Origin of the sequence: Bacillus sp. EB106-08-02-XG196, assembly GCF_013396335.1 — a bacterium.
Classification (GTDB): domain Bacteria; phylum Bacillota; class Bacilli; order Bacillales; family Cytobacillaceae; genus Neobacillus.
On the sequence record NZ_JABWSY010000015.1, the window covers coordinates 14,240 to 31,615 of the forward strand.

Here is a 17,376-nt window from a genome sequence, read left to right on the forward strand (position 1 = left end):
GTTACACCTCCATTTTCTGAATTTGAACATAGTTTTGCCCGCCCACACTTATTCTAAAGAATTCTATGTTATCCTTAGTAACAACCACCTCACTGTAACTTAAATTCTTCAGAAGGTTTTTGAAGATGATTAATTCAACAAATTTCCCTCTAAGATCATTTAGTGATGGACTAAACCCCTGTTGTATGAAGAATAGCATCTCATATAAATCAAGTGATATAGTAAGTTTTATATGTTTTTCTTTTTTATGTCTGAATATCAGGCTATCTGGTTCATACTCAAGGTAATTCAGCAAGTGCTTTGATCTATTGACAAAGAGTTCAAAGTCATTCAAATTAAATAAACGGAATGATTTACTTAATGGATCTTTAATTTCTGTTGAGGATAAAACTAGGTATTCTTTGTAAATCCCTGGATTATCACAACCCTCATTTAACGATATCGCTCTTGAAATACTTATTTTGGTATGATTGTCTATATCGCCATCGTCCAGCACTTTCGCAAGTTTGAATACCGAATGATAAGGTAAGCGAAGTAAGTAGGAAGGTAGTTGCGAAGTTTCTTCCTGACTGTTGTCTTTGACATCCCCATTTTGAACGCTTAGAAGCTCTGCTTTTCCTTCAAAGTATTGATGACGAATAAAACTCTTTTGAATCATTATTATCCGTGCAACTTCATTGTCATTTTGTTCATAAGCAGGCTTTATTCTTTCAGTAGAGTTAAAGTCATCTAATAAGGAAATTTCTCTTTCAGCAAACTCTAAATAATGTTTCGTTAGATGCTTGCCAAAGAACAAATCCCTATCCAGATCAGGAACAGCCACTTCCCCTATATCTGTTTCTCTTAGTAACTTGATAAGCCTATCTTGATTGCCAGAATCTTCAACTAGTCGATTCGTAATATTAAAATAGTAATACTGCCAGTAATTTTCAGGAGCATTGCTATTTTGTGTATACAGCGACTCTATATCATTACAGACATGGTCACGAGTTATGGTGTAGGCTATAAACGAACGCAGGTCTCTTATTGTAATATGAAGCTCTCTTTTGAGACTTGCCGTTTTCAAAAGCCACTCCATTCGAGTTATTACTTCTTCACCGCAAGCGGTATCATTAAATGAATCCACATTGTATTTAATAAAGCATTTGTGTGCTACCGGACACTCTTCACATTTACCCCATAATTCCTTGCTAGTTAAGGCTTTTACTTGTTGTCTAAACAAACTATGAATACCATCACTTTCAGCTACTACTGACCGCAAGTTAAGATTAATAATCATTAACCCTTCTGGAAGCTCATAATGCCCTTCATTATAAAAATAGTCTTCAATATGGTGGTTAAGTCTTTTGTGTTGTTTTGTAGTTTTTAGGAATTCAACCAAGCGCCCTTCATTAATAGCAATAATTCTACCTTCTTTAGCATTGCTATAATTAACCATGTTTTCGAATGGTCGGAAAAAGCGTTCCAATACTTCATTGTTAGCACAATCCTCTTCATCTTGTGAACCGTCATAGTTACTTTCAAATACAGTACTGTTAATTTCAAAGCGAGCACCATTTTTGTTGTTAAAGCGTTTTAGGTTAGAGATGTTTTTATCTTCTTCAATCTTTCGTATAAAAGCAGTTTTGCCATCGCCCGCATTTCCTGTTATAATAACTAATTTATACTTTCCATCTAAAATAGCAGGAAGTAAATGTTTATCAAGCTTAGTTGGTGTATAAGTTGATTCATCAAGAACGTTACTCGAAAAACTTGCCCTGGTTCCAGAATTTCCATACTTAGACTGACTATACAAAGAATTAATATAATTTACCACATCAACTTGCTTCTCAATTTCCACTATTGGTTTTTCTTTCTCTGCTTTCTTCTCCAAAACACCTTCTTCCCCAATGGAAAGAAGGGCATCTAACATTTCTTTTGCATCCTTGAATCTATTATCTCCTCTAGAGCTAATCGCTTTCATAATAAACGCTTCAAATTCCTCAGATAGACGATCTTCTATGGTTCTCGGAGGTAGAGGGTCTTTGCTAATTAAAGGTAATTTACCTGGAGCCCAAGGGTGTTGCTTACAGATTAGCTCATAAAGTGTAATGCCTAAAGCAAATGTATCGGCTGACCTATCCCAGTCTACTTTGTAATTATCAGTTATTAAATCAGGAGCAAGAAAAGGGTTTGTTCCAACAAAATCCTTATTGTCTTCAGCAAATGAGGCTACGTTGAAGTCAATTAATACAAAACGTTCCTGATTATCCCAGATAATATTATGAGGTTTAATGTCTCTATGCAATATTGGTTTGGGCATATTTTGCATGGAAACCAATGCACTTAGTATATCTTTTGCTACTTGATATACACGGTAAATGGGAAGGCGTGCATCAGTACGAGTATACATGCTGAGGTTTTCGCCATCTAGATATTCCATGACCGTAAAGAATTGCCCAGTCGGTAAAACATCATTCCAAACAAACTTGACAATGTTATTATGATTTAGGTCTTTTAGGGCATTGTATTCGTCTTTCACCGATTGTGCATTTACACTTTCATGGAAGAGCTTCATTGCAAAGTATTTTTCCTGTATACTATGCTTTACTTTAAATACTTTAGAATAACCTCCCTTGCCCAATATTTCATGTATAACGTAAGCCCCAACACGGTCTCCTTCTTTCAAATCATGAACATCTTTCACGTTAGGTCTTTCAGTATTCTTTTCAGTTACTTTAAGGCCAGTTTGTGATCCATTGACAGCTTCGTTGATGAATTGTGCTAATTCTCCAATGTTGTCAATGCGTTTTAGGTCGTCTGTTAATATGGTCTTATGGCACAATTCATCTAACCATTTCGGTAAAGCATTGTTAATATTACTTGGTAATTTATAATCAGGGATTCGCCCTCCAAGTTTATCTAGATCGTAAGGTGTATTAAATGGCTCTTCGCCAGTAAATAACCAATAGATTAACACCCCAAGAGAATAAATATCAGAAGAGCGAGATGCATCACCCTCCGTAAGCTCTAACGGATGATACGGAGTGGCATTGATCTCGTTGATGGTTGCCATAACAGTATAGCCCTGCTTGTAATGATCGGTAAAATAAGACTTTCCAAAATTACCCAAGTAAGCATAACCGCTGCTCATGTATACATTATCTGGGTTTATATCCCTATGGTAAATGTTTTCTTTATGGGCTTCTTCTAGTGCTGCCATTAAATTCCGAATAATGCTGATTTTTTCCTGAAATGTGAACGTCTTCGAACGTGCTTCTGCTCGTAGGGAATTTTCGTCTAGAAAATCTGAAATCTCATAAAATAGATGATTTTCTTCATCTATTTTAAACTCTACATTTAAGATGAACGGCTTTGCCTTGATTTTATGTAAAGCTTTGTATTGATTTTTTATGATTTCTTCTCTTTTGAGAAGTTCATCAGGAGATAATCCTGAAACCTGTAATGAAAACTCTTTTACTCTTTTACGAATAGAAGTAGTAACTCCCTTAGGCTTTACTAAATACTCAGTAAAATTCGGTTCTTGTTGAAGTACTTCTATAATTTCATAACCTTCTACTTCACGTTTTTCGTTTGGAGCCTTCTTGCTTTGTTTACCTATTAAAAACTCCACAATGTCTTTCCGAATATCAGCTATGGCACCGTCCACCTTGCCAACCTTACAAGGGTTAGTAATGAATTCAACCAACTTCTCGTTGAGCTGAAAAGTCAGTTTTCCTGCTTCTTGCCAAAGCGAAGGTGTATAGGTATTGGGAAAAGACAAGGTGACCATATTTTGCACCCAGGCTTTACCCCATTCAAATTCATTATCTTTAAGTTTAGAGGCAAGTATTGCTGTTTTTTGACGGCCGTTTTTTAAGGGGTTGGGTTTTCTCCTATCATTCAAATACCAATAGCTGTCATCTCCTTCAATTCTACCTTTCCAATCTTTGTTTTCTATATTATAAATGGCATGGGGAGCCACTACAATCAAGTCATATTCCCAATATTGTGTTCTGCTGTTACGTGGATTTGTAGAAGCAATTTCCACATTAGGTATAAGATAATAATTGTCCGGTAGATTCGCTTCCAAATATTCTAGCAAACGTACTTCCCCTGCATTTACAACTGCTTCAAAGTAAGGTGGTTTAACTATTTTAGCCATGATTCAACCTCCTTTTCAACTAAGTCAATTGCTTGGTTTTCTTTACATAAAGCTTCAAACATCATAGTCTGAGACTGCTTAACCGATTTGTCAATTTGGTCCATACGACTTCCCGAAAGGACTGGAACAGGTAGTTTTTTTAATAATTCTTGTATAGGCCGACAAAGCTTTGTTCCAGATTGTGTTTTTCTTATAAGTCTGAACCCGTAATCTGTAGATAGCCAACAAAACAAATATCCCGAAGGAACTTTCCCGTTGGTTTTCATCCTTATAAACTCTCCAGAGATTAGTTGGCCTTCCAGTTCCTCATTCCCAAAAACTACTCTACAAAAAGTCTCACCTTCTCCAAGAGTTCCAACCCCTGCAATAATTACCTCACCATATTCGACTAAACTATCTGCCTTCACAAATTTAGGAGCAAGTAATTTTCCTTTCTTTCTAATATCAAAAATATCAGATTGGTTAATTAGTTTAATTGCATTAGGACTATTTAACTCTAGTCTCTTAAAAGAACCTGAGGAAAAAAACTGTTTTTCGTCTAAACATTCAGATAGCGTTAACCAATTTCCCTTCTTAACTCTGTTCTCTAAATTTTCTACTCTTTTTGAATAATTAAAAGCATTTAATGACAGTGTCGAAATTTCATGTAAGCTTCTTTTAAAGACTGCTATTGGCCTTTCACTGCTATGGTTTCCAAAATACTCATAATCCAATGTAGTTAAATCATCTAATCCAGAGTCAGTCTTTATATCAGTTTGAGCCTTATCAAACAAATTATTAGCCTCCACCCTTAAGTTGGAAGCCTCTAAAATCAAGTTGTGAATTTCTTTTTGTATTGTTTCGGGTAAGTTGGGGATCGGTAAATCACTAAGCATATCCTCTGAAATATAAGGTTGAACTCCACCAGCCGCTAATCTCCATAGTAGACTTTCCCCATATTTTGAAGACAAAAAAGCATAGATATATCCTGAAATATCCAAGTCCTTGGGGACAATACGGATAATATTGTCCGAGCCCATTGCGTCAAGTTTTTCAAACTCTGAATTAATATATGCCGTTTGTCCTATTGCTCCAACACGTCCAGTTACAATCATTCCTTTTTTTAAAAAAGAAGGTCCATCATAGCCAAACCGTTTTGAATTGTACTTACATCCATTAAATGGATTTTGTTTTACTATATCCGTATTACTTAGGTATGGGTATCCATATTTATCTTTAGTATAAATTCTCTTGCTTCTTCCTGCTGTAAAAATCTTTTCCGTAATGTCACCAAGATTATAATAAGGCATTTTTCTCAACTTCTTGAGATATATTGTTCCTATAGATAAATGATAACTGCTGTCAAATCTCATACTTGAACCGATCTCTTTGAACTCTAGTTTAAGAGTTTTCATATTTTATCACCAGTTAAAAATTTTTTATAAGCTTCCGTGATCTTTGGAAGATCATCGTCAAGTTGCTTTAGCTTTTCTCTTCTTACCTTTAATTCTGCTTTTCCGTCTTTTTTATATACCAAGTATGGCGTTTCTTCATTAAAAAGCAATTCAGCTCCATCTTCATCACGCATGTAAATAGGATTTCCTCTTCGGTCTTTACCCAGTTTTTCAGCAATTGCCATAAATATATCGTAATCCTCTACACCGCCTTGTGCTAACTGCCGTTCTACTTCAGTCTTTTTTTGTAAGAACAACAATGAGGCTTGTACGCCTACCTGAGGCAAAAATGCTTCTACAGCTAAATCTATTGAAGCCATTACCTTAAATTTATCTAATATCCATTCTCTTACTGGTAAAGTATTAGGGTTACTCAGAATTCCATCTGGCAATACTATGGCCATTTTACCGCCTTCTTTTAAGAAATTGTAACAAGCTTCAATAAACAATATTTCTGGAGCATCGCTATAAGCTCCAAGTTGATAAATTAAAGTTCCATCTTCTCTGTATATTGTACTTTTATCCACCTTTACTTTAGCTCCAAATGGAGGGTTAGTAAATACCATATCAAACTTCCCGCGGGCATCGCTACCATAAGCATTTTCTAGATCTTTAATTGACTCCAAACTTTTGTTAATGGAAACGTTAATCTTTTCAATTTCTTCGGGGTAATCCCAGTTAGGATAGGCTAGAGAATTCACATGAAAAATATTGGCGTGGCCGTCACCTGCCATTACCATATTCATTCTTGCTGCCTTTTTCAGGTCTGGATCAAAGTCAAAGCCAAAGATGCTACACTCGGCATATTTCCTTACTCTTTCATTTACCTCAAATGAGTTAAATTTTTCTTCCAAAAGTGGTCCTTCTAAACCAGGATATAGTCCCTGTGTAATTTGCTTTCGAACATGATCTAGCACCATCACCAAGAACCCGCCCGAACCACATGCTGGATCCAAAACACGGTCATTTTCTGACGGATTAAGGATTTCCACCATAGCTTTCACAATGTTCCTTGGGGTGAAAAATTGCCCAGCTTCCTGTTTAAGGGTATTGCTTACAATTGTTTCATAGGCCATTCCTTTCACATCCACAGAAGCATCTAGGAATGAATACTTTGCTAGTTCACCAGCTATAAATGCTAATCCTTTATCTGTAAGTCCAATTGCTTCGTTACCGTCAAATACTTCCGAAAAGACTTCATCGGTTTTAAGTTCTTCAAACAAGCCTTTGATTCTAAGGGCTACGGCTTTTCTGCCTTCTTCGGTATTTTGTTCTTTTACACCCACCCAAAACTTTCTGCGATAGCTTTCACCTTTTTCACCACATATAAATCTTCTTTTTTCATCATAAAGCTTACAGAAAATAAGGTTTAATAATTGCCAAAATGCATCCTTCTTACGCCCTTCGTTCCCATATATGTAATCGTGGGAACGTTTAAATACCTTAATAAGTGAATCACCTGCTGCGACCCTACCAGAAGATCGATCAGGCCTGTCTAAATCTTCAATAGTTTCACCTTGCCCTGGGAAGTCGGCTAAATCAACAAATTCGTAGTCATAGCCCAGTGCATCATCCTCTTTTTGTAAATAAAAAAAACTATGACCATTTGTCCACAATCCAAATACACAACTTTCCACAGCACCCATTGCATTTTCTAGAGTTGCTGCCAATCCCTTTTTCTTGTCAGTTTCTTTTACTTTATCATCCTGAACAATACAGATCCGTATGATATGTTCCTGTTCATGTAATTTACCTTTTTCGAAAACCACCAGCTCTACTCTTTGTTTTTTAGACTTTCCTGTATCAGGATCGATGTATTCAATCTTAAAATCTCTTTCCATATCTCCTAGGTCAAAACCATACTCTTCATTGAGCATAAGAATAACCGACTGAAGGTTAGTTTCTTGTGCTTTAACTTTTTTGATTTCATCTGTGAGAATGCAAACCAATTGATCGTCTTCTAATACAATATTTACTTGCTCCATTTTTTTATTAGTACTCATAATAACTATCATTCCTTTTGCTGTGCTCAGCGCACAAAATAAATGAGAATATTCTCATTCCTTACTTTTTCTTCAAAGTTACTGTCAAATCTGCCACATAATCTATTAATATAAGTATGCTATTTCATATAACTAGTTCATTCAAAAATCAGTATACCTTATTCACTATGATCAAAACTGCACCAAGGAATACAACTCATCCTTAGATTCCTGATCAACACCTATGTATCTTAAAGTAATTTTCTGTGAGCTATGATTGAAAACATCCATAATTAAGCCTATATTATATCTACTAGCCTTATAGGTCCAAAACCCCCAGCTCTTCCTTAGGCTATGGGTGCCAAAGTTCTCTATTCCTGTAGCATTAGCAGCTTCTTTTAAAACTCTATAAGCCTGAGTAACACTAATGGCCTGATTCTCACCCTTTTTACTTTGAAACAAAAAATCATCATTAGATAATTTTTCATTTTTTACATAGGGCTTTAAAACCTTCTTTATTTCTTGATTAAGCTTGATCTTCTTTTCCTTTCCAGTTTTCCTCTCTCTAAGAATAAAGTAGTCCTTAAAGTTCAATCTATCAGTGAAGATATCTCTTACCCTTACTCCTACTACATCTGAAATTCTTAGACCAGTATTCAGTTGAAATTTTGCTAAAAGGAAGTCACGCCCTGATTTTCCTTTGAGGTAAGTCAAAAAAACATTTATCTTTTTTTTATCTTTGATAGGCTCTACAGTCACACCAACACCCCCCTATAAAAATGTATTATTTCTTAATTATAGCACTGAAAACATTACATTTGAATAATAATTAAAGAGAATTTTCGATATTTGTTGCAGTAATCCTATTGTCAAAAGCTTTGAGATATTTATTCCAATGTAATCTTTTATTCAAGAGATTACATATACCCACCCCCGTTGATAATTGGACAAAAACTCATCTCTTTGATCAAATTCAAATACTTTTTCTAATTGTTCTTCAAGAAACTCTCCCATTCAGATCCAGGTAAGTTTGCATACCCCATTTTAGTAGCAACCCAAGTAAAGAAACCTTCCCCTGGTCTTTAAGTATCATGATAGAAAACGTGCCTGTCACACCCCGAATAATCTTGTTACAAAAAATGTTTCACAACCCTTTGACCATACTATTCCTTTATTATAGAATGGACAAATCCACCTTATTTCAAGTCCCTTTCTGTCTGCTATAGATAGATTTACACCATATTAATTTTTCAAGCAAGTCTGTTTATTTCTATTACTTCCACTTCAATATAAAAATTAAGAAGCCTCGGCAGCACCAGGCTTCTTAATTTGTTTTAACTTAGAATTCTAAATTTACCTTACTTAATTAGTTCATGACTATTCATATCCATTTTGGAATAACTAGACTTCAATAACTTTGATAAATATTCATGTGCTATACCCCTCTGTAATATCTCATGATAAAACTGATTCTCAAATCCTCTTAAACAGCCATAACAGCTTGTATCTTCACCGCATCCACATGTCCCTACCACTTTCAATTTAGCATTTTCTAACACACCACGTAGATTCTGAGATATTTTCTTAGCATGCCCAGCACCACCTGGTACATCATCGTACAAGATAATAGAGGTATTCGTTACATCTACTCCATCTGCTCGATATAAGCAGCCGCCGATTTCGCTTCTTGCAACACCTAATTCAATGCTGGCACCCTCCATTACTGCATAAAGTAGAGATGGCCAGAAGCTTTTCTGATTAAATGTTTGAGACAGTAAGGGCAACCTAATCTCTACAACATCAGTGATAAAATCATGGCCTAAGTGAATATTATGCAGATAGGTGTTTTCACACGTTTTACCAAGCTTGTTTTTATGTTCCACTTTCTTCTCATTCGACTTCTTAGTCTTGGTCAATTTCGTTTGGGTAATATAGCCGCATCGCTACAAAGTGAATACCCCAATCCCCCGCCATTATTTACGATGACCAATTTGCCTCTAGAAGAATATTTAACTTCGAACTTATGTGTTCCTATTTTGATAACTTCCTGTGTCGACTCGGTTAGTTCTAATTCTTCATCCACATAATTATCAAACTTGACTCGAGAAGGTAATGGTTTCGCTTTACGTCTTTCTCCAGGATTTCCAGGCAAATCGTCTGCCTTTGTAGAAAATCCAAATACAGGCTGGAGGTAATAATAATAGTTTAATGGTTCATGGCAGCATTCTATTTCTTTGTCCTCATACGATGTACCCAAATCGACATGATAAGCATATAAGCGGCCGCAACCCTTACAAATGGCATACTGTTGTACAGGCCAGCTTTTCATCTTATTCATGTTCAAGGCATAAGGTTTCCAAACCTTCTTATTAGCTACGATTTCTGAGCCAGGTGCAAATTCTGATATTGCTAGTTTTAAATCTCGCGAAATATTGATGACTTTGGCATTTTCCCCATTATGAAGAATATCTAAATTTACCACATCCACTGGGAATCCATATTTAGGCAATACATTACTGGAAGACAAAAAGCTCAAAACATCCTTCTTCAGATACGTATTTTGTATTTTTAAGATATTGTCACTTGGTTTCCGTTCCAAATCTAGTCTTTTTTTCAATTCTTCCAGTTCATCAATAATTTCTTTCACATTCGATTCCGCAATAATTAAGGCTCCCTCTTCATCCTTAAGAAGATAGTCAACCCATTTCCAATTTTCAAGATCAACAAAAGCCTGCAAAGATTTTGATTTAGGAACGATATATTCTAATGCAATTTTCAGGTCTTCTGGTTGTTGACTTAACAATTCTTTTAATAATTGAACTGCACTCTTTCCACCTTCGCCAGAAATATTAAGAAAATTATCAACCTTCCCATAATATGTTTGATACTTTCTAAAAAACCAAGCAAACACAACGGAGAACACGTGCCGCAGCACGATTTTTTCATTGTTCATTCCAATATAAGGTGCCTTAATCATCCCGCCAATAATATTTTCAGGGAATTGGTAGTAGGTAAGGTCATGTGAACGTCGTTTAGCATAAGTCAATGAAAATGCAGTTGATTCAGTCCTTCTACCCGCACGTCCTGCCCTCTGTATATAATTTGCCGTTTCCGGTGGCACATTCCGCATAAATACTGCTTCAAGCTGTCCAACATCCACACCCATTTCAAATGTAGTAGAGCAGCTTAAAACATTCACTTCTCCCCGTTCAAAACGATTCTGTAATCTAGAGGCAAATTCACTTGTTAACTGTGCAGTATGTTCATTTGCAATGAGAGGCAATGGTTTCATCTTTGTATAAAGATCTTTAAAATAAGTAAACCTGCTCATTTCGTCGTTATGTTCAACTAATGTTCCTTCACACCGGAATGTTGGGCAAATACCTCTCAAATTATTTGAATGAATGCTTCCGCATTTATTGCAAATATATAAATTCTCTGGTTTTAGCACTTGCCATTTTTTATAATTCAGTTTTAAAACTGTTCCTTCTTTTGCAAGTGGTGTTTCAGAAATATATCCATCTTTAACCCAGAAACCTTTATATAGTTTTCCAGTGAGAAGTTCTTTTAACAGACTCCTCGCTTTTTCAGATGCTTCCACCTTTGAGTATCCCTTCGCCCTAAACATTTTTTGAATGAAATCAAGTCTTTTATTGTTTAGTTTTTCCCTCGGTAACCAACCGACAATATTATTACCTTGTACACTTTTTTCTGATTCCAATTTAAAATATACTTCCTTGTTTCTTGGTGCAAAGGTTTGATCTGTTATAGAAACTAAATCTGGGAAAGTAATAGCATTCAAGTCTCTTAACGAATTAAATAAAGTCTTATACAATTCCCATAATTCATCATTGGTAAGACCTAAATCTGCATTAATCCCTAGACTGTTCATATTCAATTTTGACCATTTATCCGGCTTTTCCGGGACAAAAGAAATTAATCCCAAACCTTCTAGACCGATCTGACGTTCTGTGTTCATGAATTCTTTAATGAGTACAGTCTGGATTTGTTTTTGTTTCTCAATATCGTCTAGGCCGTTTTCAAATAGCCCCTTTTGTTTCCCATACTTTACAACAGCATTGGCCAAACTATCAATTCGAATATCATCGTACTCTTGAAGATTTCCTAGTTCATGGATAATCGCATTTCTCCATAAAATATTGCTATACTTCGTCTGGAGAAATGAGGCAAAAAAAGCGGCCTCTTGTCGGCTATCTGAAAAAACTAACAGCTTACGACCCAATAAATCTTCATCGATTTCTTCACTTTCTCCAAACAAATCATCTTCCGGTACCTGCTGTTTATTTGGTGGAATACATTGATATAAAGACCTAGTCAAAACTTCTGTTGCTGGATCATCAGCCGTTCTAAATTGTTTTACAATATTCTTTGAATGGTTACCACACTTCAAGCAAGTATTGACTGTGTACTCAGGCATTTTTATTTTCAGTATTTTTATGAATTTTTCTTTTGGAAAATCGCAGCAATGAGATCGCTTCACTTTTCCATCCGGTTCGATATGACCACAAGCAGTGCATAAAATATATTCATCACTGTCGATTGAAATACCTCCGCCTTCAACAATAGATTCATCACCATCTATTGATGTAACATCAATCTCCTCTTCCGCTGTATTTAGCATGTAATATTCCTGTTTTCTTTTCACTAAACCCTCAATATCCACATCAGCATCTGCATGAATGAGTGTTTCGTTTTCTGTCCGTCCAGTGACATACTCTTGACCACATCTTTGACAGTTTGCAAGCTCAAAGGTGGCCACTGTGTGCCCGTCTTTTAATCGATGTGTTTTCTTCCTGTCCAAGAACAGTCTTCTATTCTTGTAAAGCGATACATAGGCACCTTCCAAGGCTTTTGCAAACACATGATATCTTGCTGGTAATAATGGCATTGAATCATCATCTTCTTTGGCCATCGCACATAAATTTACAATTTCTACAATCGCTCCTAACTTTTCTGATTTTGATAGATTCTCATCCTGAAAAAATAAATTGGTTACATCGCTTAGCAACTGCGGCTTTTTTTGGAGAATTTCTTGGAGTTGCATGACATTTATATCATCTTTTAGCAGATCAAATAATTCTGTATTGCTTTTGTTTTTTCCTAACTGTAAGTATTCAAAGCTTTTTCTTTTTACACCATGAATTTTTCGTTGTGTTAGATTGACTCTCTTAGATTCAATAATATCTTCTGGATAAAATGGTTCGTGAAATAAATCGGATGCAAATTTGGCAACTTCTTTAAATGCATCTTTACCACCACCTAAGGTAGCACTGGTGGCAATACAGGTTAATTTTTGTTTTTGATTTTTTGAAATTCTTTCCTTTAATTTTTGTAAAAGCATCGAAATCTCTGTGCCTTTTGCACCATTATAGGTGTGGGCCTCATCTAACACGATAAACTTCCAATTTTCTGCATATCTTTGGTCAAAAAACACATTATCATTCGGACGCAAAAGCAAGTACTCTAGCATTGCATAATTAGTCAATAATATATGCGGTGGCGTTTCTCTCATTTTTTCCCGAGAAATCAATTCATTTGGAATCGGTTCAATGTCCGGATTCGTTTTGGCAAATAGCTCCTCCGCTTTCTTTTGCGTTTCTTCCGTTTCACCCGTATACCTTCCAAATGTAATATCTGGATAATCTTTTAAAATCCCTCTTAATCTTGCTATCTGATCATTGGCAAGGGCATTCATTGGATATAATAACAACGCCCTTATACCATTAGTTAATTTTCCAGCCTCTTTTTCTCTCATTAACTCATTGATGATTGGCAGTAAAAAACACTCTGTTTTACCGCTGCCCGTACCTGTAGCCACGATGATATTGTTTCCTTCAACTACCTTTTTAATTGCGGTTTCCTGGTGGATATAAAGTGTTCTATCAAGCGGAAAGTACTTTTTCAATGCATGAAACTCTTTTGACACTATGCCTTCGTCCATTAGACCTCTCAAGCTTTTTCCAGTAATAAAAGGCTGTGTGATTTCAATAAATGGTCCTTTAACAAACTTACCTTCTTCCGAAAGCTGATTCCTAGCCTGACTCATTAAATCTTTATCTTGAAAGAAAAACATTGAACTTAAATATTCCACATACTCTTGTTTTATTTTCTTCGTTGTAGTAATTGGATTTAAACCCATGAGAATCCCCTTTCTACTTGCATATATAATTCAATGATGATTGCATCTCTATAGTATAATTTTCCGCATTTTTCAATGGTGTATTGTAATAATTTACTAAACTCTTCATTATCTTGCATTAAACCGTTTCTAATGAAAGAAGCATATAAGGCAATTTGGCCTATATAATAACCTAATTCATCGTCGTTCCTACGTTTAGCTATAGCCTCGAAGGCATTAATAAATTGTTCCTTTAATTCTCTGTTACAAGGCAAATTGATTACATATTCCAGTTTTCCTTGTATTTGCGTAGAGGTCCTTGTTTGATCCTTCCATTCAACAAGCAATTGAATCCTGGTTTTTCCAAAGATCTTTGTCTCCTGAACAACATGTTCACGTTGAAACTCTCTTAGAAAATCAGCGGTGTTTTTCATCATATTTTTGGGGCGTTGCAAACAATTAGATACATACTGAAAATAATCCGCAATATAAGTGCTCTTTCCTAGATTTTCATCGGTTAGAAAAGTAGCATCTGAGTCACCTTCACCAAATAGATCTTCCTCTTCCCTCAAGACTTCAATCCCTGAAATACCTGCCCAATTAAGTCCCCTTGCTTTGTTATCGGATTGAATGAGATTGATGAATCCAGCCATATCTTCATCGATGTCCCCAAGCAGCATTAATTGATGTTCATTTAATCTTGTCGTGGATGTTAAATTATTGCAGTAAAATTTATGAAGTAATTCTTTCTTATATTTATTTGTGAACTCGCTTTCTAGAATATATTTCATTGCTTCTTTTCCAAAGCTTGAAAACAATTCAAAAAGGGAAGCAAACATTTCGTTTACTCTAGAAGCATCTTCTTCCTCTGAAAAGAATCTGTCATGTAAGATATAAGCATGTGCCAAAAGATTGATATCTTCTGGTACTCTTACTTGGATACTTCTAATCTCTGCTTCAATTTTAGTTAATCTTTTAGGGATTAACTCTTTTTTCATAAATCTACTTCTCAAAATTTGATACAATATCCTCTCCATATCACAGGAAAAATCGCGCTCTCCCTTGACCTCAAACTTCCTTTTTTGAAAATCTCTTAATGAACATACTTCCGACTCATCTTCTTCTGAAAATAAATCATCAGATTCTTTCTGGATTAGATATTTATAAACACCATCTTCAAGTTCCTTTGTATCAATATGCATCTGACAACTTTTATCTTCAATAATGAAATGATATGGTTTTAACCAAGGTTTTAAAAAGTTTAACATCACGATTTCTCGCCCGCGACGTGTTCCCTTCTCACTCCATGAGAGCAAAATACCGTTCTCATCCTGCGTGTGGTGAGCATTCTTTATCACCACTTCATCTTGAAAACGTGCTACCATGAAGCTTGATACGATTACATCATCTGAATCAACTAATGTTATTTGAATCTGATAATCTATCTCCACAGCCGATTGTTGAATTTCAAATAGATAAGAATTCAAAGGAACCCTCAATCCATCCTTGTTTTTGATTGGTATGGTATTACTAAGAACAACTTCCTTATCTGGTCCAATTAAATCTACTTTAAAATTTGCAATATCATAATAAGGACCAAAATCAAAGGCAAACAATAAATAAGGATCCGTCGCATTATTAAAATCCAGCAGAGTCAGGTTATAAACTTTACTTGATAATTCGATTATTTCATTCTCTAACCCAATGATCCCCCACGAAACAGGGTAAATGCTCTTTTTTATGGATGTGGAAAAAATATGTTCATTGAAAGTATATCTATATTCACCGATTAGGAAACGATCTTTTTCGTTTACCTTAAATCGATGAACTAGGTACTCTTCATACTGGATTTCTGATACTTTATCTGCGTTGTAGATCTCCAGTTCCACTTTTTTACTGGTCATTAATGTTTGAATCGTATTTTCGTAACCCTTGTACTGGGATGGCCAATACTCATACTTATCTACTTGAAACCTTCCGTAAGGGACATATTCTATAATAAACCTTCCATTCATTCCTGATCGGCTTGATAGTTTAATATCATATTCACCATAGCCATCTTTTGTTATATATGAGCAAAGTAGAATTACTTCATCATTAGATGGAACTAATTGATTCGATTTACTAATAACACCGATAGCTGACTTATGCATTATTTCTAAATGCCACCCTCCTTCAACATTCTTCGGTACTTTAATATATGGTAGTTTAATATAAGCTCTAGAGTTTTCCTGATTAAATAAAGTTTCTCCTCCGGCAATAGTAGGCTTATTTTCCGTATTTACGCGAATGGTAAATCCAGTGCACTCAAGTGCTTTCACAGTCGATAAATCAACTTTATAAACGTTATAAGAGGTCCAAGACGGAATCTTTGGAAGTTCGATAATTGATAAAGCTTCTATTCCAGTTATCCGAATGTTGCTATCCAATAAGAGAATGACTGGATGATTAGGTAAGGTATCTGATTTGATACCATTACCGTTTTGAAAAAAGGCAATATAGTTATGTGTAACTCCATTAAACTCCCATTTAGAAATTTGATTGTCATCAATTTTTAGAGTTATGGTGTATGTTTTTGCTGGTCGTAATGTCACAATTTTTTCCTCAGATACCAAGACACCACTTCTCTTAAAAAAATCCGCTTTTACGTGATTTATTGTTTCATCACTTGAGATTTCCCACATTATATAAGAATCATAACAATCCTTAGCAATGATTCTTGGTAATTCACAATATATACCTACTCCGTCTAAGTCTATTTTTATTTTAGGTGCAGTTATTTGAACATTACTTCTAGCCTGGATATTTTTCTTATTCTTTGGCTTTTCCTTCCATAACGATATGTTTTCTATCATTCGGAGATAGTTTCCGCTTTCCAACTCCTCATCACTATCAATAAAATCACTCAGAATTAGTTTTCTAGTATTCTGAATAAAACTGTATGAATCCCTTTTATTTGATAACTTAATATATCGTTTGACAGGCATTTCAGATTTATTTCTCAAATAGTATAAATAATCATCCACGTCAAAATCATCATAAAATGTATCATTCACAGTATTACTAATGGCTGCAAAATAACTATCATATGCATTTATCGGAATACCAGCATGACACAAAATTGGTGTAACATATGCAAACCCTTCTTCACCTTCATTTTCAAATTTATTTAAGTTGTATTTATCTACTACCCTTGAAAATGCATAATAAAGTTCCATTCTTCTGTGGTAGGATAAATCTCCAGTATATTTTTCAATAGGCTGCCAGAATTTTCGGTTATCATACTCATACACCGCACAAAAAACAAGGAATACTGCGAGAGATTCCCTGTATCTATCAAATATCTGTTGACTTACATTATTCTCATATAATACTGTGATCAATGATGCAAGATGCTTGAAATCTTCTTTTGATAGGGGTAAGTCACCGATTAAACTGAAATTTGGTATCTGTGCAGTAAACGTTTCATTCATTGATTTTAGGGTACTGTCTTCAGTTAATAACTTCATATAAAATCACTCCTAAATAAAGTGCTGTCTTAGCTCAACCTTTAGTCACTTATATTGAAATTCTGGAAATATACTTACAATATTCGCTAAGATAGGACAATTATCCTCCCAATCGCTTGATTTTAATATCTTTAAATAGTTTCGTTATGGCTTTTAGCCCATTTCTGAA

7 protein-coding genes are annotated in these 17,376 nt (G+C 35.1%); all 7 read right to left on the reverse strand.

Translation table 11 applies throughout. The features are described from left to right. Position 1 precedes the first annotated feature (1 nt). Positions 2-4,144, reverse strand: a complete 4,143-nt coding sequence (mads6, locus tag MLOOGBEN_RS21615) for a methylation-associated defense system protein kinase MAD6 (RefSeq protein ID WP_179160352.1) — start codon at positions 4,142-4,144, stop codon at positions 2-4. After that, positions 4,132-5,538, reverse strand: coding sequence for a methylation-associated defense system restriction endonuclease subunit S MAD5 (gene mads5 / locus MLOOGBEN_RS21620; RefSeq protein ID WP_179160353.1), 1,407 nt, complete (start codon positions 5,536-5,538; stop codon positions 4,132-4,134). Before mads5 ends, mads6 begins: the two co-directional genes overlap by 13 nt. Next, positions 5,535-7,562: a methylation-associated defense system DNA methyltransferase MAD2 gene (gene mads2, locus MLOOGBEN_RS21625; protein ID WP_218781282.1), complete on the reverse strand. Its 2,028-nt coding sequence runs from the start codon at positions 7,560-7,562 to the stop codon at positions 5,535-5,537. Before mads2 ends, mads5 begins: the two co-directional genes overlap by 4 nt. Positions 7,563-7,751: 189 nt before the next feature. Next, positions 7,752-8,318, reverse strand: coding sequence for a tyrosine-type recombinase/integrase (locus MLOOGBEN_RS21630; protein WP_179160355.1), 567 nt, complete (start codon positions 8,316-8,318; stop codon positions 7,752-7,754). Positions 8,319-8,917: 599 nt separating this feature from the next. Beyond that, entirely contained in the window at positions 8,918-9,475 is a 558-nt protein-coding gene (locus MLOOGBEN_RS21635) for a DUF1998 domain-containing protein (protein ID WP_218781283.1), read from the reverse strand. Beyond that, positions 9,472-13,719 (reverse strand): DEAD/DEAH box helicase, encoded by a 4,248-nt coding sequence (locus MLOOGBEN_RS21640; protein ID WP_179160357.1) that lies wholly within the window; start codon positions 13,717-13,719, stop codon positions 9,472-9,474. The genes MLOOGBEN_RS21635 and MLOOGBEN_RS21640 overlap by 4 nt, the downstream gene beginning before the upstream one ends. Further along, positions 13,710-17,207, reverse strand: coding sequence for a hypothetical protein (locus tag MLOOGBEN_RS21645; protein WP_179160358.1), 3,498 nt, complete (start codon positions 17,205-17,207; stop codon positions 13,710-13,712). The genes MLOOGBEN_RS21640 and MLOOGBEN_RS21645 overlap by 10 nt, the downstream gene beginning before the upstream one ends. Positions 17,208-17,376 lie beyond the last annotated feature (169 nt).